Consider the following 18,415-nt stretch of genomic DNA (forward strand, 5'->3'; position numbering starts at 1 on the left):
TCACTCACGAGGTAACCGTGAACAAACTTATTCCATTAAGCATTCTCCTGGGGTTTTCCCTGCCCGCACTGGCAGCGCCCACCTTGGTGTCCGAGCAGGTCAAGCAGGAAGGCAAGCTCGGCATTCCCTATCAGATGTACAAGCTGGACAACGGCCTGACCGTGATCCTGGCGCCGGACAAGTCTGACCCCCTGGTGCACCTGGATGTCACCTATCACGTGGGATCCTCCCGCGAAGCGGTCGGCAAGTCGGGGTTCGCCCACTTCTTCGAGCACATGATGTTCCAGGGCTCCAAACACGTTGGCGATCAGGAGCACATGCGGATCATCAACGAGGCCGGTGGCGAGATGAACGGCACCACCAACAAGGACAGGACCAACTATTTCGAGACGGTACCGGCCAACCAGCTGGAGAAGGTGCTCTGGCTGGAGGCGGATCGCATGGGCTTCCTGCTCGATGCGGTGAGCCAGAAGAAGTTCGAGATCCAGCGCGCCACCGTCAAGAACGAGCGGGCCCAGCGCATCGACAACCAGCCCTATGGCCTGCTGAGCGAGAAGGTGGGGGAGGCGCTCTATCCGCGCACCCATCCCTACTCCTGGCAGCCCATCGGCTATGTGGAGGATCTGGACAGGGTCGATGTGAACGACCTCAAGCAGTTCTTCCTGCGCTGGTATGGTCCGAACAACGCCACCCTCACCCTGGGCGGCGATTTCGACACCAAGCAGGCGCTGGCCTGGATTGAGCAGTACTTCGGCCCCATCCCCCGTGGTCCCGAGGTGGCCGAGCCAACGCCGGAGCCTGCGACCCTGCCCGAGACCCGCTATGTGACGCTGGAAGACAAGGTGCACCTGCCGCTGCTCTACATCAGCTATCCGACCGTCTCCCTCGGCGACCCCCAGGAGCCGGCGCTGGACATCTTTGCCGATGTGCTCGGCGGCTCCGCGAGCTCCATGCTCTATCAGTCTCTGGTCAAGACCGGCAAGGCCATCGAGGTGGGGGCGTCTCACTCCTGCGAGGAGCTGGCCTGTACCCTGGCGGTCTACGCCTACCCTAACCCGGCGGTGGATGGCAGCCTCAAGACCCTCAAGGGGGAAGTGGACAAGGTGATCGGCGAGTTTGCTGGTCGCGGCATCAAGCCCGAGGATCTGGAGAAGGCCATCAGCAGCTATCGCGCCTCGGCCATCTGGGGGCTGGACAGCGTGTCCGGCAAGGTGAGCCAGCTCGCCATGGGTCAGGTGCTGGCCCAGGATCCCAACTATGTGTTCAAGAACCTGGATGCCATAGGTCAGGTGAACGCCAAGCAGGTCAAGGCGGCCTACGACAAGTTCATCGCGAACAAGCCCTCGGTGGTGTTGAGCGTGGTGCCCAAGGGCAAGACCCAGTGGCAGGCGGGCACGCCGAACTTCACCCCGGCCAAGCGCGAGCTGCCGGATTACAGCCAGCATGGGGAGCCGCTGGCCCAGCAAACGGTCAAGGATAGCTTCGATCGCAGCGTGGAGCCCAAGACGGCGGAAGCGGTCAGCGTCAAGGTGCCGGCCATCTGGCATGGCAAGCTGGACAAGGGCATCGAGATCATCGGCACCCAGAGTGACGAGATCCCGGCCGTCTCCATCATGATTGCCCTGCCGGGCGGCATCCGGGCCGAGGGCAAGGGCGAGTTGGGGCTGGCCAGTCTCACCGCCGCCATGCTGGGGCAGGGAACGGCGCGCCTCTCCGAGGCCGAGCTCAGCGACGAGCTGCAAAAGCTCGGCGCCAGCATCAGCGTCTCGACCGCCCAGTACAACAACCTCATCACCATCAGCAGCCTGACCGACAAGCTGCCCCAGACGCTGGCACTGGTACGCGAGGTGCTGCTGCAACCCGGCCTGCGGGAGGCGGACTTCGAGCGGCTCAAGGCGCAGATGCTGCAAGGCATGAAGCAGAGCGAGCAGCAGCCCGAGTGGCTGGCGGGGCAGGCGTTCCGTGAGCTGGTCTACGGCGAGCAGAACCGCCTCGGTCAGCCGACCGACGGGGTGCTGACCGATGTCGAGAAGCTGACCCTGGCGGACGTGAAGCGCTTCTATCACACCTACTACAACCCGACCAATGCCAAGGTGGTGGTGACCGGGGATGTGACCCAGCAACAGGTCGAACAGCAGCTCGGCTTCCTCACCCAGTGGCAGGGGCCTGCCCCGACCCTGGGGGATCTCAAGCTCAAGGGGGAGCAGGCCAAGCCGGGCATCTACCTGGTGGACAAGCCGGGGGCGCCCCAGTCGGTGATCCGCATCGGCCGCCGTGCCATGCCGTTTGACACCACCGGGGACTACTTCGTCGCCAACCTGATGAACTTCAACCTGGGGGGCAACTTCAACAGCCGCATCAACCTCAACCTGCGGGAAGACAAGGGCTACACCTATGGTGCCAGCTCGGGCTTCCAGGCGAACCGCGAGGCCGGCATCTTCGCCACCGGCGCCAACGTGCGCACCGATGCCACCGCGGATGCCATCCGCCAGTTCCTCAAGGAGATGGATGGCTACCGGGCGAGCGGGCCCACCCCGGTGGAGCTGGCCTATATGCGCAGCGCCGTCTCCCAGCAGGATGCGCTCTCCTACGAGACCCTCGGTCAGAAGGCGGGCTTCCTGCTGCAGATGATCATGTATGGGCTGAAGCCGGACTATGTGCAGGCCCAGAACCAGCTGATCAAAACGGTGTCGCCTGAGACGCTAAAAGCCAGTGCGGCACGCTGGCTCGACCCGGCCGACATGGTGATTGTGGTGGTGGGGGACAAGCAAAAGCTTGAAAAACCCCTGAGCGAGCTTCATCTTCCCATCTATCCGCTGCAACTGCCCTGAGGGGCGTTGCAAAAAAATGAGCGCCGCCCCAGGTGGGGCGGCCATACATGAGCCGTGAATATGACTACTACTAGCTTGTCGCTCACCGAGTTGCTGACCGCGCTGGGCACCCCGGATCGGGTGGCCGCCCTCAAGGGGATCCGGCGCGGGATCGAACGTGAATGTCTGCGCATCACCCCGGAAGGGACCCTGGCCCAGACCGATCACCCCAGAGGCCTGGGGTCGGCCCTGACCCATGCCAACATCACCACCGACTACTCCGAGAGCCTGCTGGAGTTCATCACCCCGGCGACCGACTCCATCGAGAGCCTGATCGAGCAGCTTGGCGACATCCATCGCCACGCCATTCACCACCTGGGGGATGAGCGGATCTGGCCCCTCTCCATGCCCTGCTTCGTCGGTGACGAGGATAGCATCCGCCTGGCCCAGTACGGCAGCTCCAACATAGGGCGGATGAAGACCCTCTATCGCCAGGGCTTGAAGAACCGTTACGGCAGCCTGATGCAGGTGATCGCCGGAGTGCACTTCAACTTCTCCATGCCGGACAGCTTCTGGTGCGAGTGGCAGGATCTGGTGGGCGAGGGGTGCTGCAGCCAGCGCTTCATCTCCGACAAGTACATGGGACTGATCCGCAACGTCTACCGCTTCGGCTGGCTGGTGCCTTATCTGTTCGGTGCCTCCCCGGCCATCTGCGACTCCTTCCTCAAGGGGCGCAAGAGCAGCCTGCCGTTCCAGAAGATTGGCAAGGGGACCCTCTATCTGCCCTATGCCACCGCCCTGCGCCTGTCCGATCTCGGTTACACCAACAGCGCCCAGGCGGGGCTCAAGATCAGCCATGACAACCTGCCCGCTTACGTGAGCAGCCTGCGCCGTGCCATCAACACCCATGATCCCGAGTTCGCCAAGATAGGGGTCAAGGTGAACGGCGAGTACCGCCAGCTCAACGACAACGTGCTGCAGCTGGAGAACGAGCTGTACGCCCCGATCCGGCCCAAGCGCACCCCGCGCAGCGGCGAGAAGCCCTCGGATGCGCTGGAGCAGCGCGGCATCGAATACATAGAGCTGCGCACAGTGGACGTCAATCCCTTCACGCCGTTCGGCATAGAGGTGGATCAGATCCGCTTCTTCGATCTCTTCCTGGTCTGGTGCCTGCTGCGCCCGTCTCCCGTGCTGGATGACGAGGAGATAGCCCGCAACCGTCGCAACCAGAACAAGGTGGTGCTGGAAGGGCGCCGTCCCGGCCTCGAGCTGGAAGATGAGCAGGGCAATGCCATCGGCCTCAAGGAGTACGGGCTCAAGCTGTTCGACGAGCTGGCCCAGGTCGCCGAACTGCTGGATCGTTGCTGCGGCCGCAACCGTTACCGGGAAACCCTGGCCATGCACAGGGAGAAGCTGCTCAACCCCGAGCTGACCTACTCCGCCCGCCTGCTCAAGCAGTTGCTGGAAAGCGGCCAGGACAACGGCTGCTTCGGTGACGCTCTGGCGAGCCGTTACCGGGAAGAGATGCTGAGCGGTGAGCTGCAGTACTGGGATGAGGCCTACTTCGCCGGCGAGGCGCGGGACTCCCTGGCCAAGCAGCGGGAGCGGGAGCGCGGTGACAGCCTGTCGTTCGACGACTTCCTCGCCGACTATTTCGGTGCCCGGCAGACCACCTGAGTGCCTGCCCCTGATGATGAGAGCCGCTCCCTTGAGCGGCTTTTTTCATGGGCGTTCGGAAGCCATTCGCGGCGGCCGGACATAAAAAAAACGGCCCCGAAGGGCCGTTTGGCAAGGAGTTGCTCGCTATCAGAGGATGAGACCGCCGAAGAAGAAGCCCAGCGCCACTGCCATGGCGATGGTGGCCACGCCCGGGATGAAGAAGGGGTGGTTGAACACCGCCTTGCCAATCCGGGTGGAGCCGGTGTCGTCCATCTCGACCGCCGCCAGCAGGGTCGGGTAGGTCGGCAGCACGAACAGGGCGCTCACGGCGGCGAAGGAGGCGATGGCCGCCAGCGGGCTGACGCCCAGTGCCAGCGCGGCCGGCATCAGTGCCTTGGTGGTGGCACCCTGGGAGTAAAGCAGCATGGAGGAGAAGAACAGCACCACGGCCAGCAGCCAGCTGTACTGGCTCAGCAGATCGCCGGCGAACGCCTGGATCTCGACCATGTTGCCCTTCACGAAGACGTTGCCGAGCCAGGCCACACCCAGTACGCAGATACAGGCGGACATACCGGACTTGAAGGTCGGCATGTTGGTGATCTGGGCGGCGTCCAGCTTGCAGAACAGCACCATCAGGGTGGCGGCGGAGAGCATGATGCCCATGATGGCGCCATCGCGGGGGATGGGCGGGCTGGCGATCAGGCCCACGTTGCCGGAGATGGCGGTGGCATAGGCCATAACGGCCACTATGGCGACGACGAAGATGCCGACGGAGAGCTTGGCGTAAGGCTTGAGTTCAACCTTGCTGGTGCCGCGCAGTTTGATCAGGCCCTTGGCCTTGCGCTCCAGGTAGACTTCATCCTGCTCCAGCGGCTTGCCCAGCATGTTGGCCACGAAGGCCCCCAGCAGACAGGCGATGAAGCTGGACGGGATGCAGATGGCCAGCAGGGTCAGGTAGTCGACACCGAGCGGCTCCAGCATGCCGGAGAAGGCGACCACGGCTGCCGAGATGGGGGAGGCTGTGATGGCGATCTGGGAGGCAACGACCGCGATGGAGAGCGGACGGGAGGGGCGAATGCCCTGCTCCTTGGCCACTTCTGCTATCACCGGCAGGGTGGAGAAGGCGGTGTGACCGGTACCGGCCAGCATGGTCATCAGGTAGGTGACGACGGGGGCGGCGAAGGTGATGTGCTTGGGATTCTTGCGCAGTGCCTTCTCGGCCAGGTGCACCAGGTAGTCCATCCCGCCAGCGAGCTGCATACAGGCGATGGCGCAGATGACGGACGCGATGATCATGATCACGTCCCAGGGGAGGTAGGCAACCAGCTGATCGCTCGGGATGGGCATGCCCAGACCCCAGGTCAGTACCAGCACCCCCAGACCACCGGCAAAGCCGATGCCGATGCTGCCTATCCGGGCCCCCAGATAGATAGCGGCGAGCACCACAAGTAACTCGATTCCAATCATAGCGAACACTCCATTTTCCAGTTTTTTTAGGTTTTATTAGGCAGAAAGCCAATTCCCGACGGGACTAGCAGGAGGCCGCTCGGGAACTGACTCTATGGGGCCGGGATATACCCGGCCCAGGATTCCGGTTATACGGTGGCTTCGCGGGTGTAACGCTTGGCCTTGTATTGCGGATTCATCAGGTTCTCGATGGAGAGGATCTCGTCCAGTTGCTCGGCGGTCAGCAGGCCGCGTTCAAGCACGACTTCGCGGACATTCTTGCCGGTCTGGGCGCAGATCTTGCCGACGATGTCACCTTCGTGGTGACCGATGAAGGGGTTCAGGTAGGTCACGATGCCGATAGAGTTCAGCACGTGGTTCATGCAGATTTCCGGGTTGGCGGTGATGCCTTCCACGCACTTCTCGCGCAGGGAGATGCAGGCTTTTTCCATCAGGCTCAGGGATTCGAACATGGCCTGACCAATCACCGGCTCCATGACGTTCAGCTGCAGCTGACCGGCTTCGGCGGCGAAGGTGATGGTGACGTCGTTGCCGAACACCTTGAAGCAGGACTGGTTGACCACTTCCGGGATGACGGGGTTGACCTTGGCCGGCATGATGGAAGAGCCCGCCTGCATTTCCGGCAGGTTGATCTCTTTGAGCGCGGTACGCGGGCCAGAGGAGAGCAGACGCAAGTCATTACAGATCTTGGACATTTTCATGGCCAGACGCTTGATCGCGCCATGCAGCATGACGTAGGCGCCGCAGTCGGAGGTCGCTTCGATCAGATCCTCTGCCGGCACATAGGCACGACCGGTGATCTCGGCCAGACGCTTGATGGCCAGGGCGGAGTACTCGGGCGGGGTGTTCAGGCCGGTACCTATGGCGGTGGCGCCCAGGTTCACTTCCAGCAGCAGCTCCTGGCAACGCTTGATGGACTTGATCTCTTCGCGCAGGGTGACGGCGAAGGCGTGGAACTCCTGACCCAGGGTCATGGGGACAGCATCCTGCAGCTGGGTACGACCCATCTTCAGGATGCTCTTGAATTCGGCAGCCTTGGCATCGAAGGCAGCGATCAGCGCTTCCAGGGCATGCAGGGTGGTGTCGGTGCTGTTGACCACGGCCACGCGGAAACCGGTCGGGTAGGCGTCGTTGGTGGACTGGCACTTGTTGACGTGATCGTTGGGGTTGATGACGTCGTAACGGCCCTTCTCCAGACCCATCAACTCGAGTGCTATGTTGGCCAGCACCTCGTTGGTGTTCATGTTGACGGAGGTACCGGCGCCGCCCTGATAGACATCGACCGGGAACTGGTCGAAGCATTTGCCGGTGTTCAGCATCAGGTCACAGGCTTCGATGATCTTGTCAGCGATTTCGGGACGTATGGTGCCCAGCTCACCGTTGGCCAGTGCGGCGGCCTTTTTGGTCAGCACCATGCCACGGACAAATTCGGGAACGTCAGAAATCTTCTGAGTGCTGATCTTGAAGTTCTCGACGGCGCGCAGGGTATGCACACCGTAATAGAGATCGTTGGAAACTTCTTTGGTGCCCAGCAGGTCTTCTTCAATGCGGACGTTCTTGATGTCGCTCATTGTAATGCCTCAGAAATCAGATAAATGGAAACGATCCTCACCGAGTGGTCGCGACTTCCTTACGCACATTTCATCCTGAAGCACCACACATCGGGTGGGGCAGTGGGGAGCCGATGGCTCCCCTGTGCAATGACTGGGATAGATCTTACCTCAATTGAGGTATCTGATATTAGACTTGGATCACTAAATTTGAGGCAACCCCAAATATCTTGTGGTCATTAAACAGATATTGCAATTGAGCGATTAACTTTGACAGAACAATCACTTCAATCACAGTTGGGCGACCAAATATTTCTCCCGACCCCGGGTTGTCTGACGCCGCGGACTTGAAAAACCGCCAGGGCTCCCCATTTTAGTGACAAGAGACCTGCGCGATGACGAGTTGGCATGGGCCATACTCCGCTGACTGCGCGATGGCAGGTTCATTTATTCACCGCACTGAGGTTGCTATGGGCAAGTTGTTACTGTTGTTGGTTGGCCTGGTATTGCTGGAGCTCACCGTGATGATAGAGGTGGGCTCGGTGATTGGTGCCTTGCCGACCGTGGGCCTGCTGGTGCTGACCGCGGTGCTGGGCTCTTCCCTGGTGCGCAGCGAGGGGATCAAGACCCTGTTCAGCGCCCAGCAGAAGATGCAGCAGGGCGAGATGCCGGGCCGCGAGGTGATGGGGGGCATGATGCTGGCGCTGGCCGGTCTGCTGCTGATCATTCCGGGTTTCGTGACCGACTTCTTCGGCATCCTGCTGCTGCAGCCCTGGTTGCGCAACCGGCTGGCCGACAAGCTGGTGGGCAGCAGCCAGTTCAGGATGCAGATGGGAGGCTTCCAGGGGCAGCAACCGCCGTTCGAGGCGCGCCCTGGCGAGGTGCAGCCGGATCGGACCAAGGGTGGCGGAACCACAATTGAAGGCGAATTTGAACGCAAGGAGTGAGTGAACGGAGTCGGCCGCCATATCGGGGCCCTCGCCGTCAGGGGTGGACCTGATGGCAGAGCCCCTCAAACCTGCGGTGGGCATAGCCCCAGGCCAGCAGCCCCGCCGCCAGGTTTGCCAGCAATATCCCCAGATAGATCCCCTGCTCTCCCCCCAGCTTTGCCCCCAGCCAGGCCCCTGGCAGCAAGAAGACAAACAGCCGCATGCCGTTGAAGACGAATGACACCGTCGAGGCTCTGACCCCGTTGAGGGCCGAGGCCAGCAGCATCACCATGCCCTGAAAACCATAGCCGATGGGCACCAGATGCAGGTAGAGCACGATCAGCCGAACGACCTGAGGGTGATCGCTGAACAGGTTGGCGATGAGGGGGGCCAGCAGCCAGACGAGGCCATAGATGGCGAGCTGGAACAGCAGGGCGAACCGCATGCAGAGCAGCAGGGCGGCCCTGGCCCTTGCCGGATTGCCCGCCCCGCAGTTCTGCGAGACGAAAGGTGCCAGCACGGAAGAGAGCGCCATCATCACGATCAGCAGCAGCGCCTCCACCCTGGAGGCGGCGCCATAGGCGGCCACCACCTCGGTACCCAGGCCGGCGAAGATGACCATCAGTACGGCGTTGGCCAGCGGATTGAGCATGTTGGTGAAGGAGGCGGGCACCGCCACCTGCAACAGGGCGCGCCAGTGGGCCAGCAGCCGCGGGCGAGGGGAGAGGCGCCATGACAGCAGTTGCTCCCGCTTGCGCAGTATGTGCAGGCTGACCAGCATGGCCATCAGCCAGGAGATCGAGGTAGCGATGGCGGCGCCGCGGATGCCCCATTCGGGGAAAGGGCCGGGCCCGAAGATGAGCAGGGGATCCAGCACCCCGTTGACCAGACCGGCCACCCCCATCACCAGGCTGGGGGTCTTGGTATCCCCTGTGGTCCGGATGGCGGCATTGCCGACCATGGGGATGACCAGCATGGGCACGGTCAGATACCAGATCAGCATGTAGTCATGGATGAGGGAAATGAGCTCGGCGCTGGCGCCCAGCAAGGTAAAGAGGGGCTCTATGGTCAAGGCCCCCAGCACGGCGAGCAGGGTCACCAGGATGACGGCGAGGAACAGGCAGTCGGTGGTGATGCGGGCGGCCTCGTCGTGACGGCCCTGGCCCAGGGCATGACCGAGCAAGGCGCACAGTCCCGCTCCCAGCCCCATGGTGAGGGAGGTGACCACGAAGGTGACCGGGAAGGTGAAGCTGATGGCGGCGAGCGCTTGGGTACCCAGCATGCCGATGAAGAAGGTATCGACCAGGTTGAAGGCGAGGATGGCAACGATGCCGAGGATCATGGGGCCCGTCATGCGCAGCAGCACTGGCGTCATGGGCTCGGTCAGCATGGGATTGGGTCGGCTCAAGGCAGGGTCTCTATGTGCTCTGGGCCTAAATGCTGGCCGCGTCCATCCGCCTTCCTGATTGGGGGTGGGTGATCCATCGAAGATACTCATAGTACGTGAAAATATTTTTTTTGTATTTGCCCTTGAAGGGCTACCCAAATTGCCCCAGATCAGGGGCATAACAAATTTGGCCGACTGCGGCCATTCCTCAAGCAACACAGAGACTCATTTTGGGAGAGTTATCGATGAAAATTCGTCCACTGCACGACCGCGTCATCATCAAGCGCATCGAAGCTGAAGCCAAATCCGCTGGCGGCATCGTCTTGACTGGCACTGCGGCCCAGAAGTCCACCCGTGGTGAAGTTCTTGCCGTGGGGACTGGCCGAATTCTGGACAATGGCGATGTCAAAGCCCTCGCCGTCAAGGTGGGTGACAAGGTGATCTTCAACGAAGGCTACGGCGTGAAGACCGAGAAGCTGGATGGCCAGGACGTGCTGATCCTGTCCGAGACCGACATCCTGGCGATTGTCGAAGAGTAATCACCTCCCCCTTTTCCCGAATTGATTTAAGGACTGAAGAACATGGCAGCTAAAGAAGTTAAGTTTGGCAACGAAGCCCGCATCAAAATGCTGGAAGGCGTCAACATCCTGGCCGACGCCGTCAAGGTGACCCTGGGCCCGAAAGGCCGCAACGTGGTACTGGACAAGTCCTTCGGCGCCCCGACCATCACCAAGGATGGCGTATCCGTTGCCCGCGAGATCGAGCTGGAAGACAAGTTCCAGAACATGGGCGCCCAGATGGTCAAGGAAGTTGCTTCCAAGGCCAACGACGCCGCCGGTGACGGTACCACCACTGCCACCGTACTGGCGCAAGCCATCGTCAACGAAGGCCTGAAGGCCGTTGCCGCCGGCATGAACCCCATGGATCTGAAGCGCGGTATCGACAAGGCCGTCGTGGCCGCCGTCGCCGAGCTGCAGGCCCTGTCCCAGCCCTGCGCAGACAACAACGCCATCGCTCAGGTCGGTACCATCTCCGCCAACTCTGACGAGAAAGTGGGTGCACTGATCGCCGAAGCCATGGACAAGGTCGGCCGTGACGGCGTGATCACCGTAGAAGACGGTCAGGGTCTGGAAGACGAGCTGGCTGTCGTTGAAGGCATGCAGTTCGACCGTGGCTACCTCTCCCCCTACTTCATCAACAAGCCGGAAACCGGCTCCGTCGAGCTGGATGACCCCTTCATCCTGCTGGTGGACAAGAAGATCTCCAACATCCGCGAAATGCTGCCGGTGCTGGAAGGCGTGGCCAAGGCGGGCAAACCGCTGATCATCGTGGCCGAAGACGTGGAAGGTGAAGCGCTGGCGACCCTGGTGGTCAACACCATGCGCGGCATCGTGAAAGTCGCTGCCGTCAAGGCGCCGGGCTTCGGCGACCGTCGCAAGGCCATGCTGCAGGATATCGCCATCCTGACCGGTGGTACCGTGATCTCCGAAGAAGTGGGCATGGAGCTGGAAAAAGCGACTCTGGAAGATCTGGGCCGTGCCAAGCGCATCGTCATCACCAAAGAGAACACCACCATCATCGATGGCGTGGGTGATGCCGCCCTGATCGAGAGCCGCGTGGCTCAGATCCGTCAGCAGATCGAAGATACCTCTTCCGACTATGACCGTGAGAAGCTGCAAGAGCGCGTGGCCAAGCTGGCCGGCGGTGTTGCCGTGATCAAGGTTGGCGCTGCCACCGAAGTCGAGATGAAAGAGAAGAAAGCCCGTGTTGACGATGCCCTGCACGCCACTCGCGCTGCCGTGGAAGAGGGCGTGGTTGCCGGTGGTGGTGTGGCGCTGGTGCGCGTAGCCGCCAAGCTGGCCTCCCTGCGTGGTGACAACGAAGACCAGAACGTGGGTATCAAGGTCGCCCTGCGCGCCATGGAAGCACCGCTGCGTCAGATCGTCATCAACGCCGGTGAAGAAGCCTCCGTCATTGCCAACGCCGTGAAGAACGGTGAAGGTAACTTCGGCTACAACGCCTACACCGAACAGTACGGTGACATGCTGGCCATGGGCATCCTGGATCCGACCAAGGTGACCCGTTCTGCCCTGCAGTTCGCCTCTTCTATTGCCGGCCTGATGATCACCACAGAGTGCATGATCTCCGAGCTGCCGAAGAAAGATACCCCGGCCATGCCTGATATGGGTGGCATGGGCGGTATGGGTATGATGTAATTCCGTCATAGTCATCAAACGGCTCGCTTTTGCGGGCCGTTTTTTTTAGTGCTACTAAGCTGAAGTTGTTGATAGTGAAATGATCTGAGGTAAGCATGCGAACATTAGGCCTGATCCCATTACTGTTCTCCCTTGTCGTCCCCACCATGGCATTGGCCACTCCCGAAGGGCCCGTGATCCTCAAGGTGACGGGGAATCTGGATCCCGCCGACCCGACTGATGGTGAGGTTGCCTTCGACATGGCCATGATCCAGGCCCTGCCACAGCATGAGATAGTGACGAGCAATCCCTGGGTGGACAAACCGCACAAATACGTGGGGCCCAAGCTGGCGGATGTGCTGACGGCGGTGAAGGCCAACGGCAAGAGCATCACGCTCACCGCCTTGAATAGTTTCCAGATCCGGATCAACTGGGATAAGGTCAGGCAATACGATCCCATCTTGGCCTGGCAGGATGATGGGGTGACCATGCGGGTACGTGACAAAGGGCCGCTCTGGTTTATCCTGCCGCTGGATCAGCATCCCGAACTCAAGCGATCCGAGTTCACCGACATGATGATCTGGCAACTGAGCGCAATCGATATTCAGCAGTAAAGACGGTGACTTGCGGGAGTATTGGGTGAAAGCGAAGACCAGGGCCTGGCCCTTACTCGGCGTTCTTTATCTATCCATTCTGTTATTCACGGGTAGCACGCTGTATTGCCTGGTGCAGATACAAAATGCGACTCGGGTGATGGAAAAGTATACCTATGACGTCTCCTGGGCATTGATGCAGTTGCAGCTCGAGCTGGGGCGCTTTATCAATGCCGTCGAGATTTACCACTACGGCGGCATCGACCATGAAACCCTGCTGCTGCGCTACGACATCCTGTGGAGCCGCACCCCCATACTGCTGAGCGGCCAGCTGCGCAAGAGTCTGGCGGACAGTCCGAAGACGCTGCGGCTGGTCCAGCTGACCGAGAGCAATATCCGCAAGCTGGAGCCGGAGCTGACCAGGCTGAAGCCGGGGATGCCGGACTACCAGCAGATCATGATGACCCTTGCGCCCTTGCAGGAGCCGCTCTCCTACTCTCTCGCCTCCATGATGCAGAAGAACATCAACGTCTATTCGGGCAATGACAAGCGCTTCGGCCAGCTGCGCGATGCCCTGCTGTTCATGGTGTTGGGCCTGGTGATCTCCGTCATTCTGCTCAGCGGTCTGCTGGTGCGTGAAGCCAGGCGCCATTTCAGAACGGCCCGGGTCGATCCGCTGACTGGCCTGGCCAACAGGCTGGCCTTGCTTGAGAAGATGGAGTCCTATGTCAGCCGTGATACTCCCTTTGGTCTGATACTGATCGACATCAACGATTTTCGGGACATCAACAGCAAGTTTGGCTACAGCACAGGGGACATACTGCTGCAGGAGCTGGCGAAGCGGCTGCGTGCCCTGTGTGAAAACGGCGAGTGGGTGGCGCGTCTCGGGGGCGATCAGCTCGCCATGCTGCAACGGGACAGCAGCGACCTGCGCCAGGTCAGGGAGCTGGTGGCGAGGGTGCTCCATGCCATCAAGCAAGACATCATCATCGACAGCTACCCCTTCCGGCTGGAGGTGGGCATAGGCATCGCCTTCTTCCCCACGGACAGCAACCAGACCCAGGAGCTGCTGAGCCGGGCGGAGCAGGCGCTGTTCCACAGTCGCAAGACCCATGTGCCTTATGTCATCTATGACAGCTCCCTGCTCAACGAAACCGCCAGGCGCAAGCACCTCGCCTCCGACATGGTGATGGCGCTGGAACACAATGCCCTGGAGCTCTATTACCAACCCATAGTCAATCTGGAGAGTGGTCGCTGCGAGGCGGTGGAGGCGCTGCTGAGGTGGCGCCACCCCGAACTTGGCTTCATCCCGCCCAACGAGGTGATCCAGGTGGCGGAAGAGTTCCAGCTTGCCGAGAAGCTGGGGAGCTGGGTGCTGAACACGGCGTGCGAGCAGCTCCACCAGTGGCAGCACCTGGGCTTGGTCGATCTGCAGATGTGCGTCAACATCTCCCCTGGCATGTACCAGCGCAACTTGTTGAAGTTGGTGGCCAAGGCGTTGATGGAACACCATATACCCGCATCCTGCCTGGTATTGGAGGTGACGGAAGACACCACAATGCGCGAGGTGAAGAACTCGCTGCAGCTGATGCAGGATCTCAGCCAGCAAGGGGTACACCTGGCGTTGGATGACTTCGGGACAGGTTACTCATCTCTCAGCTATCTGCAGAAGCTGCCGGTGAGCAAGGTGAAGATAGACAGATCCTTCATCCAGGGCATAGATACCTCCATAGAGGCGGCCGAGCTGGTGGCCAACATCTGCCGCATGGGCTCCATGCTGGGCAAGAAGCTGGTGTGTGAAGGCATCGAGACTCAGGGCCAGCTCGACGTGCTGCGTTCATTGACCGACATCCATCTCTACGGACAAGGCTATCTGTTCAGTCGCCCGGAGCAGGCGTCCAAGGCCTATCAGACCCTGCTGGAGATGGAGGAGCGCTGGTTGGCACGGCGTGCGCCGAACAAGGCATACCTGCTCTGAACGATATGGCTCATGTCTGCCACGTTCTGGCCGATAGTGTTTAGGCAGGAGGTACACAATGGATATTTCTAGCTCTGCAAATGCGTCGTTTGGTTCTGCACTGATGGTGGCCAGCCTGGCCAAGAAGCAGCAGACCCAGGAGGGCGAATCGGCTTTGAAACTGCTGGCAACGGCAGCTCAGTCTGCTCCGGCAGCGCCGACATCGGCCAGCGCTTCCCTCGGAAGCAAGATCGATATTCGCGTCTGACCTGAACGAAAAAGCCCCCATCTCGCGATGGGGGCTTTCTTTTTTATCGGGTGTTATCTGACGGTTTCACTGCTCAGACCGGGAAGGGGGCCGGGGCTTCGAAGGTCATCCGCTCGCCGCTGCGGGGGTGGCTGATGGTCAGCATGGCCGCATGCAGGTAGAGATGGGGGGCCGCCGCCAGCGCATCCGGATGGGCATAGAGGTTGTCACCCAGAATCGGGTGCCCCAGCTCCAGCATATGGACGCGCAGCTGATGGGAGCGACCCGTGATAGGGGTCAGCTTGATCAGGCTGTTGCCGTTCTCCACCTTCAGTTTTTCCCACAGGGTCAGGGCGTGGCGTCCTTCTTCATGGTCCACCTTCTGCTTCGGGCGGTTGGGCCAGTCGACGCAGAGCGGCAGGTCGACCTGACCCGAGTCTACCTCCGGCTCGCCCCACACCCAGGCGAGGTAGTGCTTCTCGGTTTCCCGCTCACGAAATTGTCGGCTCAGCTCCCGATGGGAATTGGGATTGAGGGGAATGACAATGACGCCAGTGGTGGACATGTCGAGGCGATGGGCTGCCGCCGCCTTGGGGTGCTGCTGCTTCACCCGATGCAGGACGCTGTCTTCATTCTCGGGGCCGCGCCCAGGGACGCTCAGCAGGCCAGTGGGCTTGTTGACCACCATGATGTCCTTGTCCTTGAACAGGATATCGAGCCAGGGTTCCAGAGGCGGTGAGTATTCAAACATAAATGTCTCGCATCAGAAGGTGGGGGCAAGCCCCCATCAGTAGTTATGGGTGACCATGATAAAGCGGCATTGGGTATCCAGTTTGAGCTGGGTCTGGCCGCTGTCGGTCGGTACCTTGTCAGTTATGGGTGACCACGATAAAGCGGATTGCGTCCAGCTTGAGTTGGGTCTGATCGATCAGGTGGTGCAATTCTGCCTGCAGATTGCGCAGATAATCCAGTTCGCTGTCGCGCACGTTCGGATTGACAGCCTTGAGCGCTTCCAGACGATCCAGATCCTGCTGCAGGGTCTGCGCCATCTGGGCGCGGGCCTTGTCGACAATCCCGGCTTTCAGCTCGTCGGCAATGACCTGGCCCTTGCCAATCAGGCCGTGGATCACCGGCTGTGACGCCGTGACCAGCTTGCTGCCAAGGTGGCGGTTGACCGGGGTCAGCTGGCGGTTGAAGGCATCGAACGCCACCTTCTCACCCAGGTTCTGGCCGTTCTTGTCCATCAGCAGACGGATCGGGGTCGGCGGCATGAAGCGGTAGAGCTGGGGATGGGCCGCAGACTCGGCAACGAAGATCAGCTCAAGCAGGATGGAGCCTATGGGCAGCGCCTTGTTCTTGAGCAGTGCGACCGAGGTAGCACCGATCTCGGAGCCCAGGATCAGGTCGATACCGCCGCGCATCATGGGGTGATCCCAGGAGAGCAGCGCCATATCATCCCGCGACAGGGCGGTGTTGCGATCGAAGGTGATGGTCATGCCGTCTTGCGGCAAGCCCGGGAAGCTGGAGACCAGCATATGATCCCCGGGGGTCAGCACCAGCGCGTTCTCGCCCCTGTCATCCTGATTGACGCCGATCTCGTCGAACATCTTGAGGGCGAAGGAGATCATGCCGGTGTCGTCATCTTCGGCGGCCAGCTTGTCGACCAGCTGCTGGGCGGCTTCGCCACCGCTGGAGTGGATCTCCAGCAGGCGATCGCGGCCCTGCTCCATGCGGGATTTGAGCGGCTCGTGGATCTCTCGTGTCTTGGCCAGCAGGATATCCAGAGCGCCTTGATCACCAGTATTGGCGGCAAGCAGTTCGAACAGCTCGTCACGCACCGCTTCGAATACCGGGCGGGCAGTCGGGCAGGTCTGCTCGAACGCGTCCAGGCCGTCGTGGTACCAGAGCTGCAGGGCGCGCTGGGCAGTCCCTTCCAGATAGGGAACGTGGATCTCGACGGTATTCTGCTGACCGATACGATCCAGTCGGCCGATACGCTGTTCCAGCAGATCCGGATTGAGAGGCAGATCGAACAGCACCAGATGGCTGGCAAACTGGAAGTTGCGACCCTCTGAGCCGATCTCGGAGCAGAGCAGCACCTGGGCGCCACCATCCTCTTGCGCGAAATAGGCGGAGGCCTTGTCCCGCTCGAGGATGGACATCCCTTCATGGAATACAGTGCCGCGGATCCCTTCACGGGTACGCAGCGCCTCTTCCAGCGCGATGGCGGTGGCCGCTTCGGAGCAGATCACCAGCACCTTCTGCTGGCGGGCAGAGAGCAGCAGTTCCAGCAACCATTCGACGCGGGGGTCGAACTGGGTCCAGGTGGCGTTGTCGCCTTCGAACTGCTGGAAGATCTTCTCGGGGTAGAGGTAGCGCAGGGCGCGGGTCTGCAGATCGCCACCATTGCCACCCATCATGCCCATTACCTTGATGGCAGTTTTGTACTGCTCCGGCAGCGGCATGGGGTAGACGTTGAGGTGACGTTCGGGGAAGCCCTGAATATTGGCGCGGCTGTTGCGGAACAGCACCCGCCCGGTGCCATGCTGATCCAGCAGCCTGGCGACCGCCTGCTGACGGGCGGCAGCATCGCTTAAGTCCAGCCCTTCCAGCTGGCTGGCGAGGATCTGCCTGGCTTCATCGCTCAAGGTCTCGCCATCCAGCAGCTCTTGCGCCGCGCTGGCGACCTGACCGTAGGCCTGTTCCTCGGCGAGGAAGGCCTCGTAGTCGTAGAAACGCTCCGGGTCGAGCAGGCGCAAACGGGCAAAGTGGCTCTGGTGGCCCAGCTGATCCGGGGTCGCGGTCAGCAGCAGTACGCCCGGCACCTGTTCGGCCAGCGCCTCCACCATTTCGTAGGCGCGGCTGGGGGCATCTTCGCTCCACTCCAGATGGTGCGCTTCGTCGACGACCAGCAGATCCCACTCGGCTTCCAGCACCTGCTCGAAGCGACGACGCTTCTTGCGCAGGAAGTCGAGGCTGCAGATCACCAGCTGCTCGGTCTCGAAGGGGTTCTCCGCATCGGCGAATGCCTCGATGCAGCGCTCCTCGTCAAACAGGGAGAAGTGCAGGTTGAAGCGGCGCAGCATCTCGACCAGCCACTGGTGCTGCAAGGTTTCTGGCAGCAGGATCAGCACTCTATGGGCGCGACCGGAGAGCAGCTGCTGATGGATGACCATGCCCGCTTCTATGGTCTTGCCCAGACCCACTTCGTCCGCCAGCAATACGCGCGGGGCGTAGCGATGACCCACTTCATGGGCGATATAGAGCTGGTGCGGGATCAGGCTGACCCGGCCACCGGCCAAACCGCGAGTCGGGTTGCGACGGCGCTGGTGCTGGTTGATCAGCGCCTCGTAGCGCAGGGTAAAGCGGGACATACGGTCAATCTGACCGGCGAACAGGCGATCCTGCGGCTTGTTGAACTTGATGAAGTTGTTGAGAAACACTTCCTTGAGGGCAACGGGCTCATCGTTGTCGGTGCGAACACCTACATATATAAGCAGGCTGTCTTTCTCCTGCACTTCTTCGACCGTCATGGTCCAGTCTTCGTGACTGGCAATTTGATCGCCCACATTGAAGCTGACCCGGGTGACCGGCGCCTCTTCTTTGGCATACATACGGTTT

13 protein-coding genes (1 of these 13 only partly in view) are annotated in these 18,415 nt (G+C 61.0%); 8 read left to right on the forward strand and 5 right to left on the reverse strand.

Annotation, left to right across the window (positions count from 1 at the left end; genetic code table 11):
* Positions 1–17: 17 nt before the first annotated feature.
* Entirely contained in the window at positions 18–2,831 is a 2,814-nt protein-coding gene (locus ACF2JD_RS16230) for an insulinase family protein (RefSeq protein WP_440987780.1), read from the forward strand.
* A gap of 60 nt (positions 2,832–2,891) precedes the next feature.
* Positions 2,892–4,487: a glutamate--cysteine ligase gene (gene gshA / locus ACF2JD_RS16235; RefSeq protein WP_440987781.1), complete on the forward strand. Its 1,596-nt coding sequence runs from the start codon at positions 2,892–2,894 to the stop codon at positions 4,485–4,487.
* Between the two features lie 129 nt (positions 4,488–4,616).
* On the opposite strand, the gene ACF2JD_RS16240 is transcribed toward gshA, so the two are convergent.
* Together ACF2JD_RS16240 and aspA are read right to left on the reverse strand one after the other, a co-directional pair.
* Complete coding sequence (locus ACF2JD_RS16240; protein WP_106884965.1) at positions 4,617–5,936, reverse strand: anaerobic C4-dicarboxylate transporter; 1,320 nt, start codon at positions 5,934–5,936, stop codon at positions 4,617–4,619.
* A 128-nt stretch (positions 5,937–6,064) separates the two neighbouring features.
* Entirely contained in the window at positions 6,065–7,507 is a 1,443-nt protein-coding gene (gene aspA, locus ACF2JD_RS16245; RefSeq protein WP_106884964.1) for an aspartate ammonia-lyase, read from the reverse strand.
* 449 nt (positions 7,508–7,956) lie between these two features.
* On the opposite strand from aspA, the gene ACF2JD_RS16250 reads away from it, so the two are divergent.
* Complete coding sequence (locus ACF2JD_RS16250) at positions 7,957–8,433, forward strand: FxsA family protein (RefSeq protein ID WP_162520012.1); 477 nt, start codon at positions 7,957–7,959, stop codon at positions 8,431–8,433.
* Between the two features lie 37 nt (positions 8,434–8,470).
* Here the strand turns inward: ACF2JD_RS16250 and ACF2JD_RS16255 are convergent, their stop codons facing one another.
* The gene (locus tag ACF2JD_RS16255) at positions 8,471–9,805 is read right to left on the reverse strand and encodes an MATE family efflux transporter (protein ID WP_234676051.1); all 1,335 of its coding nucleotides are present in this window, start codon (positions 9,803–9,805) and stop codon (positions 8,471–8,473) included.
* Positions 9,806–10,047: 242 nt separating this feature from the next.
* Between ACF2JD_RS16255 and ACF2JD_RS16260 the strand changes: the two genes are divergently transcribed.
* The 5 genes from ACF2JD_RS16260 (at position 10,048) to ACF2JD_RS16280 (ending at position 14,815) form a co-directional block, all read left to right on the forward strand.
* The gene (locus ACF2JD_RS16260; RefSeq protein ID WP_005309514.1) at positions 10,048–10,341 is read left to right on the forward strand and encodes a co-chaperone GroES; all 294 of its coding nucleotides are present in this window, start codon (positions 10,048–10,050) and stop codon (positions 10,339–10,341) included.
* 42 nt (positions 10,342–10,383) lie between these two features.
* Positions 10,384–12,018 carry a chaperonin GroEL gene (gene groL / locus ACF2JD_RS16265; RefSeq protein ID WP_025325745.1) on the forward strand — a complete coding sequence of 545 codons (1,635 nt, stop codon included), beginning with the start codon at positions 10,384–10,386 and terminating at the stop codon, positions 12,016–12,018.
* Positions 12,019–12,113: 95 nt separating this feature from the next.
* Positions 12,114–12,611, forward strand: a complete 498-nt coding sequence (locus tag ACF2JD_RS16270) for a molybdopterin-binding oxidoreductase (RefSeq protein ID WP_106884961.1) — start codon at positions 12,114–12,116, stop codon at positions 12,609–12,611.
* A 25-nt stretch (positions 12,612–12,636) separates the two neighbouring features.
* Positions 12,637–14,568, forward strand: coding sequence for a putative bifunctional diguanylate cyclase/phosphodiesterase (locus ACF2JD_RS16275; RefSeq protein ID WP_139743740.1), 1,932 nt, complete (start codon positions 12,637–12,639; stop codon positions 14,566–14,568).
* 58 nt (positions 14,569–14,626) lie between these two features.
* Positions 14,627–14,815 (forward strand): hypothetical protein, encoded by a 189-nt coding sequence (locus ACF2JD_RS16280; protein WP_041206379.1) that lies wholly within the window; start codon positions 14,627–14,629, stop codon positions 14,813–14,815.
* Positions 14,816–14,888: 73 nt separating this feature from the next.
* Here the strand turns inward: ACF2JD_RS16280 and rluA are convergent, their stop codons facing one another.
* Positions 14,889–15,545 (reverse strand): bifunctional tRNA pseudouridine(32) synthase/23S rRNA pseudouridine(746) synthase RluA, encoded by a 657-nt coding sequence (gene rluA, locus ACF2JD_RS16285; protein WP_303808267.1) that lies wholly within the window; start codon positions 15,543–15,545, stop codon positions 14,889–14,891.
* 118 nt (positions 15,546–15,663) lie between these two features.
* Positions 15,664–18,415, reverse strand: partial view of an RNA polymerase-associated protein RapA gene (gene rapA, locus ACF2JD_RS16290; protein WP_440987782.1) — the 3' portion only. The gene runs 116 nt beyond the window's last position; 2,752 of the gene's 2,868 nt are visible here — the last part of the coding sequence; its start codon lies beyond the right edge, outside the window; its stop codon occupies positions 15,664–15,666.

The organism is Aeromonas ichthyocola, from assembly GCF_046087985.1.
GTDB classification, from domain to species: Bacteria; Pseudomonadota; Gammaproteobacteria; order Enterobacterales; family Aeromonadaceae; genus Aeromonas; species Aeromonas rivipollensis.